This window comes from Streptomyces sp. 1114.5 (genome assembly GCF_003635085.1).
Lineage (GTDB): Bacteria > Actinomycetota > Actinomycetes > Streptomycetales > Streptomycetaceae > Kitasatospora.
Genome location: NZ_RBXE01000001.1, coordinates 767,679 through 786,769, shown reverse-complemented (window position 1 = coordinate 786,769; position 19,091 = coordinate 767,679). Strand labels below are relative to the sequence as shown.

Genomic DNA, 19,091 nt, shown 5'->3' with positions numbered 1-19,091 from the left:
TGAACATCTCAAACCTTTACTGCTAACGTGTCGGCCATGACCACCTCAGACGCACTGCGGATGCACGGCCCGGGCCAGCTGCCCGGCGCCGCCCGCCCGTGCGCTCTGACCGGTGCTGTGGACAGCCCGCGCCGTTGTCGCGCCCTGCGCTGTACTGCCCCGAGCTGTATTGCGGCGGCACGCCCCTGACCGGGGGCCGACCTCTCCTGTCCGGCCCGCGCGCCGTGCCGCCTTCTCCGCCCCGCTCGCCCCACCGTCAGCAACGCCCTCCCCGGGAGCCGCACCCCCATGTCCACAGCGCCCGAGGCGACCTCGTCGCCCTCCGTGCTCGCCCGTATCCGCAAGACGCCGTTCTGGGTGCAGATCGTCGCCGGCCTCGTGCTCGGCGTCGGCCTCGGCTACCTGGCCCGGACCGCCGACATCTCCTGGCTGGCCACCACCCTGGAGACCATCGGCAAGATCTTCGTCCAGCTGCTGAAGCTGGCCGTCCCGCCGCTGGTGTTCACCGCGATCGTGGTGAGCGTCGCCAACCTGCGCAACGTCACCAACGCGGCCCGCCTGGCCACCCGGACGCTGCTCTGGTTCATGATCACCTCGCTGATCGCGGTCGCCATCGGCCTGGGCCTGGGCCTGCTGACCAATCCCGGCCAGGGCACCAACCTCAAGACCGACGGCCTCAAGGCGCTCGACTCCAAGGGCACCTGGATCGACTTCCTGACCGGGATCTTCCCGACCAACATCGTCGACGCCTTCGCCAAGGTGAACGTGCTGCAGATCGTCTTCATGGCGGTCGTGGTCGGCGCGGCCATCATCAAGCTCGGCGCCAAGGCCGAGCCGGTCCTCAAGCTCAGCGAGTCCGTGCTGGAGCTGACCCAGACCGTGCTGTGGTGGGTCATCCGGCTCTCCCCGCTCGGCACCCTCGGCCTGATCGGCAAGTCCGTCGCCAAGTACGGCTGGGACCTGCTCAAGCCCTTCGCCACGCTGACCCTCGACATCTACGTCGGCTGCGCGCTGGTCCTCTTCGTCGTCTACTCGCTGCTGCTGCGCTTCGCCGCCGGCCTCAACCCGCTGCACTTCTTCAAGGGCGCCTGGCCCGCGATCCAGCTGGCCTTCGTCTCGCGCTCCTCGGTCGGCACCCTGCCGGTCACCCGCCGTGTCACCGAGAAGCTCGGCGTCCCCAGCGAGTACGCGTCCTTCTCGGTGCCCTTCGGCGCCACCACCAAGATGGACGGCTGCGCCGCGATCTACCCGGCGATCGCCGCGATCTTCGTCGCCCAGGTCTACAACATCGAGCTCGGCATCAAGGACTACATCCTGATCGCCTTCGTCTCGGTGGTCGGCTCGGCCGCCACCGCGGGCCTCACCGGTGCGATCGTCATGCTGACGCTGACCCTGTCCACCCTTGGCCTGCCGCTGGAGGGCGTCGGCCTGCTGCTCGCCATCGACCCGATCCTGGACATGATGCGCACCGCGACCAACGTCGCCGGGCAGGTGCTGGTGCCGGTCGTGGTCGCCGCGCGGGAGAGGATCCTCGACCGCGCCGCGTACGACAACCCCTCGGGCGACCTGTACGACGCGGACGTCCCGTCGGCTGCCGTCCGGGAGCCGGCCGCGGCCTGATCGCCGCCCGAGGACGACGGAAGGGCCCTTCCCCGGCACCGGGGAAGGGCCCTTCCGTGTTCTCCGTCCGAATCTGCGCCGGGCTCGGGGCAGGGCTCGGCCGGGAGGAGAAAAGGCAGGGGGCCCACCACACGGGCGGGCCCCCTTGGGTACTGCTCTTGTGCTCATGGTGACGGCTGTCGGGAGCCGCCGGTGGACCCGTCGGGGTCCCGAGCGATCAGATCATCAGAGGATGGTCAGACAGCGGTGACGTTCTCCGCCTGCGGGCCCTTCGGGCCCTGGGTGACGTCGAAGGTGACCGTCTGGTTCTCCTCCAGCGAACGGAAACCGTTCGCATTGATGGCGGAGTAGTGAACGAAGACGTCCGGGCCGCCGCCCTCCTGGGCGATGAAGCCGAAGCCCTTCTCAGCGTTGAACCACTTGACGGTTCCCGTGGCCATGCCGTTCTCCTTGCGATGCGTGTCGGGGACCACACCGTGTGGCTCCCAGTCCGCTGCGCTGATCGCCCTGCCTCCGGACGAGTCCGAAGTTTTTCGATATTGCTGAAAAACTACAAAAAGCCTGCGGTTACATGCTCCGCAGGCTTCAAGTACTGCAAGGGGAATCAAACTGCAACTGAGGGCAACGCTAGCATGCGGCAGCTGTGACGACCAGAGGTCACTTGCGGCTCCCAAGGCGCGTGTCGTAAGCGCGGGAGCGGGCGTGGAAAGGCGTGTTGGGGGCGCGTGAGGGCGTGTCGGGTGGCCGGTGCGAGCCGTCGTGACCAGCGGGCATACCCTGCGGAGGAAGCGCACGAACAGCAAGGGAGCGGCGCAGTGGCAGCACCGGACGCACAAACACCGGACGCGCGAACGCGGGAGCCCCGGAACGCCCCGGCCGCAGAGAACCCGCCGGTCAGGCCGAGGGTCGGCCATATTCAGTTCCTGAACTGCGTCCCCCTCTACTGGGGACTCGCCAGGACCGGCAATCTGCTCGATCTGGACCTCACCAAGGACACCCCCGAGAAGCTGAGCGACCAGCTCGTCGGCGGCGCCCTGGACATCGGCCCGATCACCTGCGTGGAGTACCTGCGCAACGCCGACGACCTGCTGGTCCTGCCCGACATCGCGGTCGGCAGCGACGGCCCGGTGATGTCCTGCCTGATCGTGAGCAAGGTGCCGCTCGCCGACCTCGACGGCCGCCGGGTCGCCCTCGGCTCCACCAGCCGCACCTCGGTCCGGCTCGCCCGGCTGCTCCTGGAGGAGCGCGAGGGCGTGCACCCGGAGTACTTCAGCTGCCCGCCGGACCTCAGCGCGATGCTCGCCGAGGCCGACGCCGCCGTGCTGATCGGCGACCCCGCGCTGCGCGCCTACCTCGGACAGGCCGCCGAACTCGGGCTGACCGTCCACGACCTCGGCGAGATGTGGAAGGAGTGGACCGGCCTGCCGTTCGTCTTCGCGGTCTGGGCGGTGCGCCGCGAGTTCGCCGAGCGCTGCCCCGAGCTGACCGCGGCCGTGCACCGGGCCTTCCTGGAGTCCCGCGACCTGTCGCTGGTGGAGGCCGCCAAGGTCGCCGAGCAGGCCGCCCGCTGGGAGGCCTTCGGCGCGGACGTGCTGGAGCGGTACTTCAGCGAGGCGCTCGACTTCTCGCTCGGCGAGCGGCAGTTGGCCGGCGTCGCCGAGTTCGCCCGGCGGGTCGCGCACGACAGCGGCTTCGCGTCGGACGTGGCGGTGCGGCTGCTGGAGCCGGCGGAGCTGCCGTTGCTTCCGGCGGACTCGCCGCTGGTGTCGGCGGAGTCGACGCTCGGCTGAGCGGGGCGGGGACCGGGGCGGACCGGACCGGGGCGGGGCGGGGCGGGGCGGGGCGGTCGCGGCAGGGGCCGGGGCCGTGGGCAGCGGTGGCCGGGTGCGGTGGGACGCGGCCTGCCGCGGGCGGCGGAATGTGCTGGCGTAGGCTGGTTCGGCCGTACCCGGACGCCCCGTTGTCCGGGCCGGCGGCGCAGACAGCAGCAACACCCGAGAGAGAGAAGGCCGCCAGGTGACCGAGCTCGCAGCGACCACCCTCGATGCGTCCAGCACCGATCTGCAGGCCGTGCTCGACCGGGCCGCCACCGGCGGCCGGATCACTCCGGAGGAGGCGCTGGAGCTCTACCGCTCGGCGCCGCTGCACGCGCTCGGCTCCGCCGCCGACGCGGTGCGCCGCCGCCGTTACGCCGGTACCGAGCACATCGCGACGTACATCATCGAGCGCAACATCAACTACACCAACGTCTGCGTGACGGCGTGCAAGTTCTGCGCCTTCTACGTGCCGCCGAAGAGCGACAAGGGCTGGTCCCGCGAGCTCGACGAGATCCTGCGCCGCTGCGCCGAGACCGTCGAACTGGGCGGCACCCAGATCATGTTCCAGGGCGGCCACCACCCGGACTACGGCGTGGAGTACTACGAGCGCGCGTTCTCGGCGATCAAGGCCGACTTCCCGCAGCTGGTGATCCACTCGCTGGGCGCCTCCGAGGTCGAGCACATGGCCCGGATCTCCGGCGTCTCCATCGAGGAGGCGATCACCCGGATCCACAAGGCGGGCCTGGACTCCTTCGCCGGCGCCGGCGCCGAACTGCTGCCGGAGCGCCCGCGCAAGGCGATCGCCCCGCTGAAGGAGTCCGGCGAGCGCTGGCTGGAGATCATGGAGGCCGCGCACGGCCTCGGCGTGGAGTCCACCTCCACCATGCTGATGGGCACCGGCGAGACCAACGCCGAGCGGATCGAGCACCTGCGGATGATCCGCGAGGTGCAGGACCGCACCGGCGGCTTCCGGGCCTTCATCCCCTACACCTACCAGCCGCAGAACAACCACCTGAAGGGCTCGACCCAGGCCACCGTCTTCGAGTACCTGCGGATGATCGCGATCGCCCGCCTGTTCCTCGACAACGTCGCCCACATCCAGGGCTCCTGGCTCACCACCGGCAAGGAGGCGGGCCAGCTGTCGCTGCACTACGGCGCGGACGACCTCGGCTCGGTCATGCTGGAGGAGAACGTCGTCTCGGCCGCCGGTGCCAAGCACCGCTCCAACCTCACCGAGCTGATCCACCTGATCCGGGCCGCCGACCGCGTCCCGGCCCAGCGCTCGACCACGTACGAGCACCTGCGGGTGCTGGACGACCCGGCCAACGACCCGGTCGACCCGCGGGTCGCCTCGCACATCGCCTCCACGGCGATCGAGGGCGGCACGGCGCACCCCGAGCTGAAGATCCTGGACAACTGAGGCCGGCCGTTCTGCCGTCCTTCTTCGTTCTGTCGTCGCTCTTCGTGAAGGCGCTTTCGTGCTGACCCTGCACCGGGCGGCTTTCGTGCTGCCCGACCCGGCCGATCCCACCGCCCCGTCCCACCCGGACGGGGCGGTGGTGGTGCGTGGCGAACGCGTCGAGGCGGTCGGGCCGTACGGCGCGCTGGCGGCGGCACACCCGGGCGCGCGGGTGCGGGACTGGGGCTCGACCGCCGTGCTGGCGCCCGGGCTGCGCAATCCGTACGGGCACTGGCTGTTGGAACGTGCCTACCACCCGGATCCGCGGGAGGAGATCGGCGTCGAGCCGGTCGTGGACGGGCTGGTCGGGTCGACGGACGAGGCGCGGTGCGGGGCGAGTGCGCGGCGGGGGCTGCAGCGGATGCTCGGGTTCGGGGTGACGGCGGTGGCCGGGCCGTTCGAGCGGGCCTCGGTGCGGACGGCGGTGGCGCGGTCGGGGCTGGTGGCGTCGGCGGGTGCGGGTGCGGGTGCGGGGTCGGACGGGGAGGGTGGCGGGGCGTTGGACCCGCTGGCCGTGCTGCCGTTCGCGGAGGCCGTGTACGGGCGGCTGACGGTCGGGGGTCGGGCGGACTTCGCGGTGTTCGGGGCCGCGGGGGAGGGGAGCGCCGAGCCGGCGGCGGGCGGGTGCCTGGCCACCGTGCTGGGCGGACGGTTGGTGTACCGGCGGCGCTGAGTGTGACGTACTCGTCAGTAGCCGGAATTCCTTGCGGCGCACGGGACTTCCTTCGTGTGCACCCGAACTCCGGTTCCGATGACGGGGGGTGATTGTCCCTTCGCCGTGACCTGAGGGCCCGCCAGCGGATACGATCCCGGACAGCTCACTCCGTACCCTCACCACACCACCGTCCGTGCCCGCGGGCGGCGGGGCCGGCAACCGGGCCCCGACGGCAAGCCAGGACAGGAACCATGCGAACCGCGACCGTTCCCCCACCGCGCACCCCGCGGATGGGCCGTGGTTGGTACCTCGCCGCCGTGCTCAGCGCCGTGCTGGCCGTCGGCATGTGCCTGCTCGGTTGGCGCCAGGCCGACCAGGCCGACCGGATCGAGGCGCACCCGGTGAGAGTCGAGGGAGTCGTCACCCAGCTCCCGACCGGCGGCGGCACCTACAGCGCCGTCAGCTACCGGGCCGACGGACAGGCGCACACCGCGGCCGCGCTGCCGCTCTCGGACAGCGCCAAGGTCGGCGACAAGGTCTGCCTGGAGCACGCCGCCGACGACGCGGGAGCGGTTCGGATCTGCGGCGACACCTACCCGCAGCCGGTCGGCGTGGGCCTGGCCCGGTTCAGCGTGCCGGTCGCCGTGGTGCTCTTCGTGATCTGCCTGCTGCGCATCCGGCAGTACCGCAAGGCCGTCGCGATCCGCGACGGGCAGGGGCGGCTGGCCGCCAACCTCGCGCTGGCCACCGAGGCCCTGGCGGACGGGATGCCCGCGATAACGCACGGCAAGCGCTCCCGCCGCAAGCGGCGCGCGGGCGGGCGGCGCGGGCAGCACTGAGCGCAGCGGTGACGGGGGCGCTGAGGGCAGCACCGACGATGGCGTGCTCCGCCGTGGTCCTCCGGTCCGGGGCCGGCCCGGTGTGCCCCGTTGGTCGGGGTGTCCGTGCGAGGGTGAACAATGGGTGCGTGACCCGAGCCTCTCTGGACAAGCAGCCACACGAAGTCGCCGCCATGTTCGACGACGTCGCGGCCAAGTACGACCGCACCAACGACGTGCTCTCCCTCGGCCAGGCCCGCGCCTGGCGCCGGGCGGTGGCCGAGGCGGTGTCCGCCGGACCGGGGGACCTCGTGCTCGACCTCGGGGCCGGCACCGGCACCTCCTCGCTGCCCTTCGTCGAGGCCGGGGCCCAGGTCGTCCCGTGCGACTTCTCGGTCGGCATGCTCGCCGAGGGCAAGCGCCGACACCCCGAGCTGGCGCTCACCGCCGGGGACGCCACCAGGCTCCCGTTCGCGGACGACACCTTCGACTCGGTGACGATCTCCTTCGCGCTGCGCAACGTCCAGGACACCGACGCGGCGCTGCGCGAGATGCTGCGGGTCACCAAGCCCGGCGGCAAGCTGGTGATCTGCGAGTTCTCCACGCCGACCTGGACGCCGTTCCGGACGGTCTACACCGAGTACCTGATGCGTGCGCTGCCGCCCGTCGCCACCGCCGTCAGCAGCAACCCGGACGCGTACGTCTACCTCGCCGAGTCCATCCGCGCCTGGCCGGACCAGCCCGGGCTGGCCGCCAAGCTGCAGGAGAACGGCTGGTCGAAGGCCGCCTGGCGGAACCTCACGGGCGGGATCGTCGCGCTGCACCGGGCGTACAAGGTCGCGTAGCCGCGTGGCCGGGCCGGCTGTGCGTGGGGTGGGGCGCGGGCGCCTGCGGTGGCGTGAGCGGAACTAGACTGCCGGAGACAAAAGCCGCCGTCCCCCGCCGCAGCTCCAGGAGTGTGTCCACGTGTCCGAGACCGCAGCCGATCTGACGAAGCCGGACAGCCCGGTGGAGAGCACGGCCGACGTCATCGTGGTCGGTGCGGGCCCGGCCGGCTCCACCACCGCGTACTACCTGGCCCGGGCCGGGCTGGACGTGCTGCTGCTGGAGAAGACCGCCTTCCCGCGCGAGAAGGTCTGCGGCGACGGCCTGACCCCGCGCGCCACCAAGCAGCTGGTGGACATGGGCATCGACGTCTCCACCGAGAACGGCTGGCTGCACAACAAGGGCCTGCGCATCATCGGCGGCGGCGTCCGGCTGGAGCTGGACTGGCCCGAGCTGTCCTCCTTCCCCGACTACGGCCTGGTCCGCAAGCGCGCCGACTTCGACGAGCTGCTGGCCCGTCAGGCCGAGAAGGCCGGTGCGCGGCTCTACGAGCGCTGCAACGTCAGCGGGCCCGTCCTGGACGACCGCACCGGCCGGATCGTCGGCGTCACCGCCAAGCTGGGCGACGAGAAGCGGCCGGTCACCTTCCGGGCCCCGCTGGTGGTCGCCGCCGACGGCAACTCGACCCGGCTCTCGCTCGCCATGGGCCTGCACCGGCGCGAGGACCGCCCGATGGGCGTCGCCTACCGCACCTACTTCACCTCGCCGCGCCACGACGACGACTACCTGGAGTCCTGGCTGGAGCTGTGGGACACCCGTGGCAGCCAGCGCAAGCTGCTGCCCGGCTACGGCTGGGTCTTCGGCATGGGCGACGGCACCTCCAACGTCGGCCTCGGCATCCTCAACTCCTCGCCGGCCTTCGGCGAGCTGGACTGGCGCGAGGTGCTCAAGGCCTGGTGCGCCGGCATGCCGGAGGAGTGGGGCTACACCCCCGAGAACATGACCGAGCCGATCCGCGGCGCCGCGCTGCCGATGGCCTTCAACCGGCAGCCGCACTACACCCGCGGTCTGCTGCTCGTCGGCGACGCGGGCGGAATGGTCAACCCGTTCAACGGCGAGGGCATCGCCTACGCGATGGAATCCGGCCAGATCGCCGCAGGCGTCATCGTGCAGGCCCTCGCGCGGGTCACCGACGGCGGGCGGGAGCGCGCCCTGCAGGCCTACCCGCGCGTCCTCAAGGACGTGTACGGCGGCTACTACACCCTGGGCCGCGCCTTCGTGAAGCTCATCGGCAACCCGAAGGTGATGCAGATCGCCACCCAGCGCGGCCTCACCCACCCGATGCTGATGCGCTTCACCCTCAAGCTGCTCGCCAACCTGACCGACCCGCAGGGCGGTGACGCGATGGACCGCGTCATCAACGGCCTCGCCAGGGTCGCGCCGAACGCCTAGGCCTCTTCCGGGCTCTTGTCGGGGGCCCGGTCCGGAGCCTCCTCCGGGCTCTTCGCCGCCGTCTCCCGGGGTCCGTCGATCGGGCGCCGGGAGGCGGCGGAGCGCTGTTCGACGTAGGCGAGGCGGTCGGCGAAGACCCGGGCCGCGTCGGGGGTGAGCGTCCGCAGGGCGACGAGCGCGGAGAAGACCACGTCGCAGAGCTCGTGCTGGACGTCCTCCCAGGTGTGGGTGACCCCCTTGCGCGGGTTCTGGCCGGTGGCACCGATCACGGCCGCGCCGACCTCGCCGACCTCCTCGGACAGCTTGAGCAGCCGCAGTAGCCGCTCCTCCCGGGGAGACTGCGTGCTCTGCTCGTCCAGCCATGCGACCAGGTGGTCGACGCTCTCCCAGATCCGGCTGTCCATGCGGTGCTGCTCCCCTGCGTGTCGTTGGTGCTGCCACCGTACGGGAGCGGGGAGGGGCCCGGTCGGTGCGATCGGGCCGGGGACGGGGAGGGGGCTCGGGTTGGGGTCGGGGTCGGGGAGGGGGCTCGGGTTGGGGTCGGGGTCGGGGAGGGGGGCTCGGGTTGGGACCGGGGTCGGGGAGGGGTTCGGTCAGTGGGTGCTGATCTTCACGTGGCGGATGTTCACGGGGAGCGTGGGGAATCCGTCGCCGGGGTTGTTCTGGTCGTCCTCGCCGCCGGCGGCGATCTTCTGCAGCACGTCCAGGCCGGCCGTGATCCGGCCGAACGGGGTGTAGGCGGGGGAGAGCTTGGTGTCCTTCCAGACGAAGAAGAACTGGCTGCCGTTGGTGTTCGGGCCGGCGTTGGCCATGGCCACCGTGCCGGCCGGGTAGGTGGCGCCGGTCAGGTTCTCGTCCGGGAAGGAGTAACCGGGCCCGCCGCTGCCCGTACCGGTCGGGTCGCCGCACTGCAGGACGTAGATCCGCTGGGTGGTGAGGCGGTGGCAGTGGCTGCGGTCGAAGTAGTCGTGCTCGGCGAGGAAGCGGAACGAGAAGGTGGTGCAGGGCGCCTTGTCGGTCAGCGCCTCGAAGGTGATCTGGCCCTGACTGGTGCGCAGCGTCGCGCGGTAGGGCTGGGCCGCCTTCTTGGCGTCGAAGACCGGGATGCCCTTGAAGTTGTCGGCCGGTACGGCCGGTGTGTAGGTGCAGCCGGCGGCGGGGGTGGCCGCTGCAGGGGCGGAGGTGTCCGCGACGGCGGTGCCGGTGCTCGCCACGAGCGGGAGAACGGTGGCGGCGGTGACCAACGCCCAGTGGGTGCGCTTCACGTGACGGGCCTTCCGGGGGGTGGTGGACGGCTGGATTGTCATGGAGGCATCATCCACGGCCGGGTGGGGATGCGGTAGGGGGCGGGCAGGGCGGGCAGGGCGGGCAGGGCGGGACGGTGCCTCCCTTGTGACGGATGGTGCTGGTGCTCGGTCAGGCGGGGGTCTCGGGGGCGGCCGGAGCTTCCGGGCTGGTCGGGCTGGTCGGGCTGGTCGGGGCTTCCGGGCTGGTCGGGCTGGTCGGGGTTTCCGGGGCGGGGGCGAAGAGTCCGGCGCGGGCGGCCAGGGTGGCGGCGTCGGCGGCCCGCTCGGCGGTGCGGGCATCCAGCGGCTCACCGGAGACGAACAGGCGGTAGTAGAGCGGAGCGGTGGCGGCCCGGACCACCTCGGCCCCGTCCGTTCCGGTCGGCAACTCACCGCGGGCGGCGGCTCGTTCGGCAACCTCGGCGGCCTGCCGGTGGCGGGCCGAGAAGAAGGCGCGCAGGGCGGCCGCGCCGATGTCGGAGCGCTGGGCGGCGGAGATCAGCGCGATGGGCGTGAGGCCGAGGTCGGGGTCGGTGAAGACGTCGAACACCTCCTGGGTGATCCGGCGGAGGTCCTGCTGGAGGTCGCCGGTGTCGGGCAGCGGCCAGGGCTGGTCGGCGGAGGCGGTCAGGGCGTCGGCGATCAGACCGTCCACCCCGCTCCACCGCCGGTAGAGCGTTGCCTTGTGGACGCCGGAGCGGGTGGCGACCGCTTCGACGGTGAGGCGGTCGTACCCCTTTTCGGTGACCTCGGCGAGCGTGGCGGCGACCACGTTCGCCCGCACCCGGGCGCTGCGGCCGCCCGGCCGAGGGGTGGGCGTGCGGGGTGGCTGCTCCGGGCGGGCGGCTCCGGACGCAGGGCTGGCTCCGGTCAAAGTCGACTCCAGTCGCATTAAGGCTTGCCGTGAGGTGGCGATCATGCCATGCTCATCGTAATGCGACTTGAGTCGCATTACGAGAGGAGCCTGTGTGACCACCACTGCCATCCCCGACCCCACCCTGCTCCACCCGCTCGCGGGCCACGACCGGGTCGTCCTGCTGCGACCGCTCGTCACCGATCCGCGGATCGAGGTCGGCGAGTACACCTATTTCGACGATCCCGACGGCGCCACCCGCTTCGAGGAGCGCAACGTCCTCTACGCGTACGGCCCCGAGCGGCTGGTGATCGGGAAGTACTGCGCGATCGCCACGGGAACCCGCTTCCTGATGGCCGGCGCCGCCCACCCGGCCATCGGCGTCTCCACCTTCCCCTTCACGATGTTCGGCGGCAGCTGGACCGAGCGGACCCTCGACATCGTCACAGGCCTGCCCAGCCGGGGCGACACCGTGATCGGCAACGACGTCTGGTTCGGCTTCGGGGCCACCGTCCTGCCCGGGGTCAGGATCGGAGACGGTGCGATCATCGCGGCCGGCGCGGTGGTCACCTCCGATGTCGAGCCCTACACCATCGTCGGGGGCAACCCCGGCCGTCCGATCCGCCGACGCTTCGACGAGGCCGACATCGAGCGCCTGCTGCGCGCCGCCTGGTGGGACTGGCCGGTCGAGCTGGTGACCGAGCACGTCCGCGCCGTCATGTCCGGAACTCCGGCCGACATCGAGGCGATCGCGGCGGCGAACGGCCTGATCGCCACCTGAGCGTTCGCCACCTGGGCGTTCGCCGGCTGGCCGTTCGCGACCTGATCATCCGCGGCCAGGCCATCCGGTGTTCGGACGGGCATTGATCATCAGCGCGCCGGTTTGCGAAGATGGCGCACCCCGCGCTCCGCTCCACGCTGCGCCCCGCTCCATGCTTCGCCCCGTTCGCCGCCGGGCCTTCCGTCCGGCTCCGGGTCCGTCCGACGCCGTACGGTCCTCGTGCCCGTCGGTTCCGTTCGCTCGGAGGGATCCTCCTCATGCCTGCCTCGTGGTCCAAGGGCCCCTCCTCGTCAATCCTTCGCGATCTTCCGGTGCTGCTCGTGGCCGTGGTGTGGGGGTCGAGCTTCCTCGCCGTCCAGCGGGTGGCGGAGCCGGGGACGGTCGTGGCGATGCTGGTGTTGCGGTTCGGGCTGGTGCTGCCGCTGCTCGGGGCGGTCGCCTGGCGGGCCCTGCGGAGGCTGAGCCGCGCCGAGTGGATAGGCGGCGCCGCACTCGGAGCGGTGCTCAGCGGGATCTTCCTGCTGGAGACCTACGGCGCCGTGCACACCTCTGCGACCAATGCCGGGCTGATCATCAGCCTCGCGATGGTGCTCACCCCGCTCGGCGAGAGCGCCCTCGGCCGGGCCGCACCGCCGCGGGCCTTCCTGGCGGCCGCGGGGCTGGCCGTCCTCGGCGTCGCCCTGCTCACCGGCGACGGAGGGCTGCGCGCTCCCTCGCTCGGCGACCTGCTGGTGCTGGGCGCCGCCCTCGTCCGCTCCGGGTACGTCCTCGCCATGGCCCGCACCCGGGCGCTGCGCGACACCGACATGCTCGCCGTGACCTGGGTCCAACTCGCGGTGGCCACCGGCGTATTCGCCGTCGTCGCGCCGGCCGTGGGGCCGTCGCCGTGGACCGTCGCCCGCTCGTACGGGGCCGGCCAGTGGGCCTGGCTGCTGCATCTGTCCTTGTTCTGCACGCTGTTCGCCTTCTTCGTCCAGATGTGGGCGGTGCGGGCCACCTCGCCCTCCCGGGTGAGCCTGCTGCTCGGCACCGAGCCGCTGTGGGCCGCCGTCTTCGGCATCACGGTGGCCGGGAACCGGATGGGCCCGCTCGCCCTGCTCGGCGGAGCCCTGGTGCTGGTGGCGACCGAGTGGGGCCGCCGTACCGCGCCCGCGCCCGCGCCCGCGCCCGCGCCCGCACCGGCTCCCGCTCCCGCGCCATGCCCGGCCGAGGACGACGGCGGCGGTGTGTCCGACGCGGTGGGGCCGAGCCCGGAGCCGGCCTCGGTGTGACCGCCGCCCTCATGACCGGCGCCGCCGCAAGGTCCGGCGGGCGTAGTCGACGGTGACCGCGCCGAGCAGCGGGCCCCAGGCGACCAGGGGCAGGTAGGCCAGCGTCATCACGACGGCGGCGAGGCCGTGCGGCGAATCCGGCTCGGCCAGGTTGTCGGCCCAGCGGCCGAACAGGCCTTCCATGCCGAGGACGGTGAGCACCACCGAGCCCAGCAGCGCCGGGACGATCGCGGCGAGCGGCCGGACCCGGCGGCCACCTATCAGCGGGATCCACTGGGGCACCACCAGCCCCCAGGGGCGGACCAGGCCGAGGGTCAGGAAGGCCAGGGCCTCGGCCAGCAGGCTCAGCACCACGCAGTAGACAGTGCCCCAGCCCGGCTGGTGCTCGGCGTACGCCGCGGCCGTCGCTCCGGTGAAGCCCATCGGGATGCCGAAACCGAAGGCGATCCGCCACAGCCCCGAGGGGACGGTGGTGAGGACGGCGGCCTTGGCGGCGAGCCGCGCCCAGCGCGGGGCGGGCGGGACGGCCGGGGCCGACAGGACGGCCGGGGGCGCCGCCTCCGCGCGGCGGGTGGTGCTGCGGGCGTTGATCACGAGCTTCGACATGGTGGTGGGCTCCCTTCGGCTCCGGCCTCCGTGGCCGGTGCGGTGACTCAAGACTGGAGGTCCGCCAGGGGGTCGCGGCAGTGCCGATCGGGCTGTTCCTCCTGCTCAACCGGCCTTTGAAATATGCCGATCGGCACAGGCGGGTGGCCTGGGCGGCGTCGTAATGTGACGGCAGTCGAAGAGTCGAGGAGAGGCGGTGACGATGACTCGGATCCTGTCGCTGGTCGTTCCGGTCCTGCTGCTGCCGGCCTGGAAGTTCCGCGGGCGCCACGGGGCGGCTGCCATGACGACCGCGCTCGGCGCGGTGTCGGTGGCGGTCTCGGCTGCCGTCTGGTTCGCCGGCCCCTGGACGGAGTCGGCCCGCTGGACGGGGCTGGTCGGTCTGGTCGAACTGGCCGCCCTGCTCCTGGCGGTGGTCCTCACCCTGCGCGCCGGGGACGGCCCGCGAACCGCGGTGGCGGCCTGGACGGCGTGCGGAGCGGTCGCGCTCTGGCCGTCCCGGTTCGACGGGCCCGCGGACGTGCTCACGCTCTTCGGGTTCGGCTCGATGCTGTCCCTGCCGACGGTGCTGATAGGGCTCTACCTGCGGGGCCTGGACGAGGGGCGCCACAAGGCGGTGGTCGAGGCCAGGCGCGCACAGCGGCTCGAACTGGCCCATGACCTGCACGACTTCGTGGCACACGATGTGAGCGGCATGGTCGCCCAGGCCCAGGCAGGGGCGTACCTGGCCGGGATCGATCCGGCTCGGGCGGCCGAGATGTTCCAGCGAATAGAGCAGGCCGGGCAGCGAGCGCTGGCCTCGCTGGACCGGACGGTACAGCTGCTGCGAAGCGAGGAGGGCGGCAGTCGGGATCCGCAGCCCGGGCTGGCTGAACTCGCCGAAGTGGCCCGGCAGTTCACTGCCACCGGCGGCGCCGAGGTCCGGTTGGAGCTGCCGCAGGGGCCGGTGCCGCGCGAGGTGGAGGGCACCGTCCACCGGATCGTGGTGGAGTCCCTGACCAATGTCCGGAGGCACGCTCCGGCCGCGCGGGCGGTCGAGGTCCGAGCCCGTCGCAGTGGAGGGCGGTTGGAGCTGACGGTGACCAACGACGGTCGGGCGCAGGGGCCGGCGGGGCGGCCGCGCCGGGGTGGCGGCAGCGGACTGCCGGGGCTGGCGGCCCGGGTGGAGGCCCTCGGTGGTTCGCTGGAGGCGGGCCCGTACGAGCGTGAGGCCTGGCGGTTGACGGCGGTGCTGCCGTTGGAGGAGTCCGGCGCGGAGCCGGCGTGATCGTAGCGACCGACGCGGGTCGGTGACGGGGAGGTGCAGGGCATGGGCAGTGGCACGGGGCCGGTTCGGATCCTGATCGCGGACGACCAGGCGGACGTCCGCAGTGCGTTCCGGATGATCCTGGACGCCCAGCCGGACATGGTCGTGGTCGCGGAGGCGGCGGACGGCGCCGCGGCGGTGGCGGAGGCGAGGAGGCTGCGGCCGGACGTGGTGCTGGCGGACATCCGGATGCCGAAGCTCGACGGCCTGGAGGTCACCCGGCAACTGGCCGACGCGTACAAGGTGATCGTGGTGACCACCTTCGACCTGGACGAGTACGTGCACACGGCGCTGCGGCACGGTGCGGCCGGGTTCCTGCTGAAGCGCTCGGGGCCGGTGCTGCTGATCGAGGCGATCCGGGCGGCGATGGCCGGGGACGCGTTGATCAGTCCGCAGGTGACCGTGCGGCTGCTGCGACACATGGCCCTTCCCGGAGCGACCCTCCCGGGAGCGGAGCCGAAGCACGGGCCGAAGCCGGGACCGGGCAGCGGTGCGGGCCCCCGCGCGGGCTCCGGTGCGTCGGCGGCGGGCCCGCTGATAGCCGGGCCGGTGGAGGAACTGACCGCACGGGAACGGGAGATCGCCGAGCAGGTGGCGGACGGGGCGACCAACGCCGAGATCGGTGCGGGGCTGTTCATCTCGCCGGGGACGGTGAAGAACCACCTCGCCAGCATCCAGCGCAAGCTCGGCGCCCGTAACCGGGTGGGCATCGCGGCCTGGGTGTGGGAGCAGGCGGCCGGCAAGCGGTAACCGACGCTGGTCCGCAGGGCGGTTTCCGAGGGCGGAGGTTCGAGCGGCGAGCGGTTGCCGGTGCGCTTGTGAACGAAGGGTCAAGCGAGCGTTCGGGCCCCCGCCACCCCTGCGAGTGAGCCGCTATAACACGTCAACATGACGCCGCTAAATTTGCCTCCGGCGACGCATAGTTGATATAGGAATGCGCCCCTGACCAGCCGCTTCACAAGTGAATGCGACTACTTGTGATCATTTGACTCCTTTGCGTCGACATATCTGGGCATGTTCACATTCGCCACCATTCACATGGTGTCGTAGATCACAAAGATCGCGGTGAACTGCGTGTCGCAGATCACAAGCCGACAGGCATAGGATGCGCTCGTTCCAGGGTTTGTGAACTGCCTCACATGAGGTGGATCTCGGGAACTGGGACGCGGGTTCACCTCAGCGTGACCCGCCGGTTCCGATCTGCAGTCAAGGACGACTGGACGGAGGGAGCGGGGGCTATGAATGCCTACGCGCCGATCCTCGTACTCGGTGCCATCGCGGCGGCGTTCGCGGTCGGCTCCGTCGTGATGGCCTCACTGACCGGCCCCAAACGCTACAACCGGGCCAAGTTGGAGGCGTACGAGTGCGGCATCGAGCCGACCCCGCAGCCCGTGGGCGGCGGTCGGTTCCCGATCAAGTACTACCTGACGGCGATGCTCTTCATCGTCTTCGACATCGAGATCGTCTTCCTCTACCCCTGGGCGGTGACCTTCGACGCCCTGGGGATCTTCGGGCTCGTCGAGATGCTGCTCTTCATCGCCACCGTCTTCGTCGCGTACGCGTACGTGTGGCGCCGCGGCGGCTTGGAGTGGGACTGACCCCGGGGTGGGGCTGAGCCCGGACGCGGGGTGACCGCCGTCGGCCTTGTGAACGAGCGGACAAGCGAACGAAGCCCCGGACGGGTCGGACGTACCAGAGGACTTGAGGGCATTGAGAGGGATCTGATGGGAATCGAGGAGAAGCTGCCGAGCGGCTTTCTGCTCACGACCGTGGAGACGGCCGCCGGCTGGGTGCGCAAGGCGTCACTCTTCCCGGCCACCTTCGGTCTGGCCTGCTGCGCGATCGAGATGATGACCACCGGTGCCGGCCGCTACGACCTGGCCCGGTTCGGTATGGAGGTCTTCCGGGGCTCACCCCGGCAGGCCGATCTGATGATCGTGGCGGGTCGGGTGAGCCAGAAGATGGCCCCGGTGCTGCGCCAGGTGTACGACCAGATGCCCAATCCCAAGTGGGTCATCTCGATGGGCGTCTGCGCCTCCTCCGGCGGGATGTTCAACAACTACGCGATCGTGCAGGGCGTCGACCACATCGTCCCGGTGGACATCTACCTGCCCGGTTGTCCGCCCCGTCCGGAGATGCTGATGGACGCCATCCTGAAGCTGCACGACAAGATCCGGCACGAGCCGCTGGGAGCGAACCGGCGCCGGGCCGAGGAACTCGGCGAGGCGCTGGCCCTCCAGGCCACCCCGATCAGCGAGATGCGGGGGCAGCTGCGATGAACGAGCAGGTGCCCGAGACCCGCCGCGAGCGGCCGGTCCGCGAGATCCCGGTCGAGGTGGTCGGCCGCCGCCAGGGCATGTTCGGCGCCCAGGGCAGCGGCGACACCTCCGGGTTCGGCGGCCTGGCCGCCCCGATCGTGCTGCCCGGCGCGAGCGAACGCCCGTACGGCGGTTGGTTCGACGAGGTCGCCGACGAGCTGGAGGGCGCCCTGGAGGAGCAGGGGCTGGACCCGGCCGAGGTGATCGAGAAGACCGTGGTCGACCGGGGCGAGCTCACCTTCCACGTCGACCGCGCCCACCTCCTGCAGACCGTCCGCGTCCTTCGTGACGACCCGGCGCTGCGCTTCGAACTCTGCCTGGGCGTGAGCGGCGTGCACTACCCCGGCGACAAGGGCCGTGAGCTGCACGCGGTCTACCACCTGCGCTCGATCACCCACGGCCGGCTGGTCCGGCTGGAGGTCACCGCGCCCGACGCCGATCCGCGCGTCCCCTCCGTGGTGAGCGTCTACCCGACCAACGACTGGCACGAGCGCGAGGTCTACGACTTCTTCGGCCTGGTCTTCGACGGCCACCCGGCGCTCACCCGGATCATGATGCCGGACGACTGGCTGGGCCACCCACAGCGCAAGGACTACCCGCTCGGCGGCATCCCCGTCGAGTACAAGGGCGCCCAGATCCCGGCTCCCGACCAGCGGAGGTCGTACAGCTGATGAACACCCGGCACTACGAACAGGCTGAGGAAGCGGACGCCCGCGAGACCACCGAGGGCCGGGTCTTCACCGTCACCGGTGGCGACTGGGGAGAGGTGGTCGAGGCGGTCGGCCGGGCCGACGACGAGCGCATCATCGTCAACATGGGCCCCCAGCACCCGTCCACCCACGGCGTGCTGCGGCTGATCCTGGAGATCGACGGCGAGACGGTGAAGGAGGCCCGCTGCGGCATCGGCTACCTCCACACCGGCATCGAGAAGAACATGGAGTTCCGCAGCTGGGTCCAGGGCACCACCTTCGTGACCCGCATGGACTACCTGACCCCGCTGTTCAACGAGACCGCCTACTGCCTGGCGGTCGAGAAGCTGCTCGGCATCACCGACGACGTCCCGGACCGGGCCAACGTCATCCGCGTCATGATGATGGAGCTCAACCGGATCTCCTCGCACCTGGTCTGCCTGGCCACCGGCGGCATGGAGATCGGCTCCACCACGCTGATGATCTACGGTTTCCGGGACCGCGAACTGATCCTGGACGTCTTCGAGTTGGTCACCGGCCTGCGCATGAACCACGCGTACGTGCGCCCCGGCGGCCTCGCCCAGGACCTGCCGCCCGGCGCCGTCGACCAGATCCGCGAGGCGGTCAAGGTCTTCCGCTCCCGGATGCACGAGTACGACAAACTCGCCACCGGCAACCCGGTGTTCAAGGCCCGCCTGGTCGACGTCGGCTTCCTGGACCTGCCCGGCTGCCTGGCCCTCGGCGCCACCGGCCCGATCCTGCGCGCCACCGGCCTGCCGCACGACCTGCGCAAGACCGACCCGTACTGCGGGTACGAGGACTACGACTTCGAGGTCGCGATCGCCGACAGCGCCGACTCCTACGGCCGCTTCCTGATCCGCCTGGAGGAGATGAAGCAGTCCCTGCGGATCGTCGAGCAGTGCCTGGACCGGCTGCGCCCGGGCCCGGTCATGGTGGCGGACAAGAAGATCGCCTGGCCCGCCCAACTTGCCGTCGGCCCGGACGGGATGGGCAACTCGCTCGACCACATCCGCAAGATCATGGGCACCTCGATGGAGGCCCTGATCCACCACTTCAAGCTGGTCACCGAGGGCTTCCGGGTCCCGGTCGGCCAGGCGTACGCGGCGGTCGAGTCGCCCAAGGGCGAACTGGGCGTGCACGTGGTCAGCGACGGCGGGACGCGCCCGTACCGGGTCCACTTCCGGGATCCGTCGTTCACCAATCTGCAGACGATGGCGGCGATGTGCGAGGGCGGCCAGGTCGCCGACGTGATCGTCGCGGTGGCCGGGATCGACCCGGTGATGGGAGGCGTGGACCGGTGACCAACGTCGAACT

The 19,091-nt window shown here is 71.4% G+C and carries 20 protein-coding genes; 15 read left to right on the top strand and 5 right to left on the bottom strand.

All coding sequences use genetic code 11. The annotated features are described in order from the left end of the window. Positions 1-288 precede the first annotated feature (288 nt). Complete coding sequence (locus tag BX285_RS03360) at positions 289-1,620, top strand: dicarboxylate/amino acid:cation symporter (RefSeq protein ID WP_121174435.1); 1,332 nt, start codon at positions 289-291, stop codon at positions 1,618-1,620. A 236-nt stretch (positions 1,621-1,856) separates the two neighbouring features. On the opposite strand, the gene BX285_RS03355 is transcribed toward BX285_RS03360, so the two are convergent. After that, entirely contained in the window at positions 1,857-2,060 is a 204-nt protein-coding gene (locus tag BX285_RS03355) for a cold-shock protein (RefSeq protein WP_097236595.1), read from the bottom strand. Positions 2,061-2,435: 375 nt separating this feature from the next. On the opposite strand from BX285_RS03355, the gene BX285_RS03350 reads away from it, so the two are divergent. From BX285_RS03350 to BX285_RS03325, 6 genes are all read left to right on the top strand, one after another. Further along, positions 2,436-3,410 carry a menaquinone biosynthetic enzyme MqnA/MqnD family protein gene (locus BX285_RS03350; protein WP_121174434.1) on the top strand — a complete coding sequence of 325 codons (975 nt, stop codon included), beginning with the start codon at positions 2,436-2,438 and terminating at the stop codon, positions 3,408-3,410. 226 nt (positions 3,411-3,636) lie between these two features. Beyond that, positions 3,637-4,857: a cyclic dehypoxanthinyl futalosine synthase gene (gene mqnC, locus BX285_RS03345; protein ID WP_097236593.1), complete on the top strand. Its 1,221-nt coding sequence runs from the start codon at positions 3,637-3,639 to the stop codon at positions 4,855-4,857. Between the two features lie 58 nt (positions 4,858-4,915). Then, positions 4,916-5,569, top strand: a complete 654-nt coding sequence (locus BX285_RS03340; RefSeq protein WP_121174433.1) for an imidazolonepropionase-like domain-containing protein — start codon at positions 4,916-4,918, stop codon at positions 5,567-5,569. 233 nt (positions 5,570-5,802) lie between these two features. Next, on the top strand, positions 5,803-6,390 hold the full coding sequence (locus BX285_RS03335) for a hypothetical protein (RefSeq protein WP_097236591.1): 588 nt from the start codon (positions 5,803-5,805) through the stop codon (positions 6,388-6,390). Positions 6,391-6,518: 128 nt separating this feature from the next. Further along, positions 6,519-7,214 carry a demethylmenaquinone methyltransferase gene (locus tag BX285_RS03330; RefSeq protein ID WP_121174432.1) on the top strand — a complete coding sequence of 232 codons (696 nt, stop codon included), beginning with the start codon at positions 6,519-6,521 and terminating at the stop codon, positions 7,212-7,214. 121 nt (positions 7,215-7,335) lie between these two features. Further along, positions 7,336-8,646 (top strand): geranylgeranyl reductase family protein, encoded by a 1,311-nt coding sequence (locus BX285_RS03325; protein ID WP_121174431.1) that lies wholly within the window; start codon positions 7,336-7,338, stop codon positions 8,644-8,646. Here the strand turns inward: BX285_RS03325 and BX285_RS03320 are convergent. From BX285_RS03320 to BX285_RS03310, 3 genes are all read right to left on the bottom strand, one after another. Then, the gene (locus BX285_RS03320) at positions 8,643-9,050 is read right to left on the bottom strand and encodes a MazG-like family protein (RefSeq protein ID WP_259470422.1); all 408 of its coding nucleotides are present in this window, start codon (positions 9,048-9,050) and stop codon (positions 8,643-8,645) included. The genes BX285_RS03325 and BX285_RS03320 overlap by 4 nt on opposite strands. 189 nt (positions 9,051-9,239) lie before the next feature. Next, complete coding sequence (locus BX285_RS03315) at positions 9,240-9,953, bottom strand: peptidylprolyl isomerase (RefSeq protein ID WP_259470421.1); 714 nt, start codon at positions 9,951-9,953, stop codon at positions 9,240-9,242. Between the two features lie 109 nt (positions 9,954-10,062). After that, complete coding sequence (locus BX285_RS03310; protein WP_259470420.1) at positions 10,063-10,806, bottom strand: TetR/AcrR family transcriptional regulator; 744 nt, start codon at positions 10,804-10,806, stop codon at positions 10,063-10,065. Between the two features lie 94 nt (positions 10,807-10,900). Between BX285_RS03310 and BX285_RS03305 the strand changes: the two genes are divergently transcribed. Together BX285_RS03305 and BX285_RS03300 are read left to right on the top strand one after the other, a co-directional pair. After that, positions 10,901-11,566 carry a CatB-related O-acetyltransferase gene (locus BX285_RS03305; protein ID WP_220783896.1) on the top strand — a complete coding sequence of 222 codons (666 nt, stop codon included), beginning with the start codon at positions 10,901-10,903 and terminating at the stop codon, positions 11,564-11,566. A 257-nt stretch (positions 11,567-11,823) separates the two neighbouring features. Further along, complete coding sequence (locus BX285_RS03300) at positions 11,824-12,837, top strand: DMT family transporter (protein WP_121174428.1); 1,014 nt, start codon at positions 11,824-11,826, stop codon at positions 12,835-12,837. Positions 12,838-12,846: 9 nt separating this feature from the next. Here BX285_RS03300 and BX285_RS03295 read toward each other — a convergent pair whose 3' ends face one another. Next, positions 12,847-13,443 carry a hypothetical protein gene (locus BX285_RS03295; protein ID WP_257032450.1) on the bottom strand — a complete coding sequence of 199 codons (597 nt, stop codon included), beginning with the start codon at positions 13,441-13,443 and terminating at the stop codon, positions 12,847-12,849. Positions 13,444-13,645: 202 nt separating this feature from the next. Between BX285_RS03295 and BX285_RS03290 the strand changes: the two genes are divergently transcribed. The 6 genes from BX285_RS03290 to BX285_RS03265 all read left to right on the top strand — a co-directional run bounded on the left by BX285_RS03290 (position 13,646) and on the right by BX285_RS03265 (position 19,078). Beyond that, positions 13,646-14,710: a sensor histidine kinase gene (locus BX285_RS03290; protein WP_143685727.1), complete on the top strand. Its 1,065-nt coding sequence runs from the start codon at positions 13,646-13,648 to the stop codon at positions 14,708-14,710. A 42-nt stretch (positions 14,711-14,752) separates the two neighbouring features. Further along, positions 14,753-15,499, top strand: a complete 747-nt coding sequence (locus BX285_RS03285; protein ID WP_121174427.1) for a response regulator transcription factor — start codon at positions 14,753-14,755, stop codon at positions 15,497-15,499. 488 nt (positions 15,500-15,987) lie between these two features. Then, entirely contained in the window at positions 15,988-16,347 is a 360-nt protein-coding gene (locus BX285_RS03280) for an NADH-quinone oxidoreductase subunit A (protein ID WP_030060100.1), read from the top strand. Positions 16,348-16,473: 126 nt separating this feature from the next. Continuing rightward, positions 16,474-17,028, top strand: coding sequence for an NADH-quinone oxidoreductase subunit B family protein (locus tag BX285_RS03275; protein ID WP_097236584.1), 555 nt, complete (start codon positions 16,474-16,476; stop codon positions 17,026-17,028). Continuing rightward, complete coding sequence (locus BX285_RS03270) at positions 17,025-17,738, top strand: NADH-quinone oxidoreductase subunit C (protein WP_121174426.1); 714 nt, start codon at positions 17,025-17,027, stop codon at positions 17,736-17,738. Before BX285_RS03275 ends, BX285_RS03270 begins: the two co-directional genes overlap by 4 nt. Continuing rightward, complete coding sequence (locus BX285_RS03265) at positions 17,738-19,078, top strand: NADH-quinone oxidoreductase subunit D (protein ID WP_121174425.1); 1,341 nt, start codon at positions 17,738-17,740, stop codon at positions 19,076-19,078. Before BX285_RS03270 ends, BX285_RS03265 begins: the two co-directional genes overlap by 1 nt. Positions 19,079-19,091 lie beyond the last annotated feature (13 nt).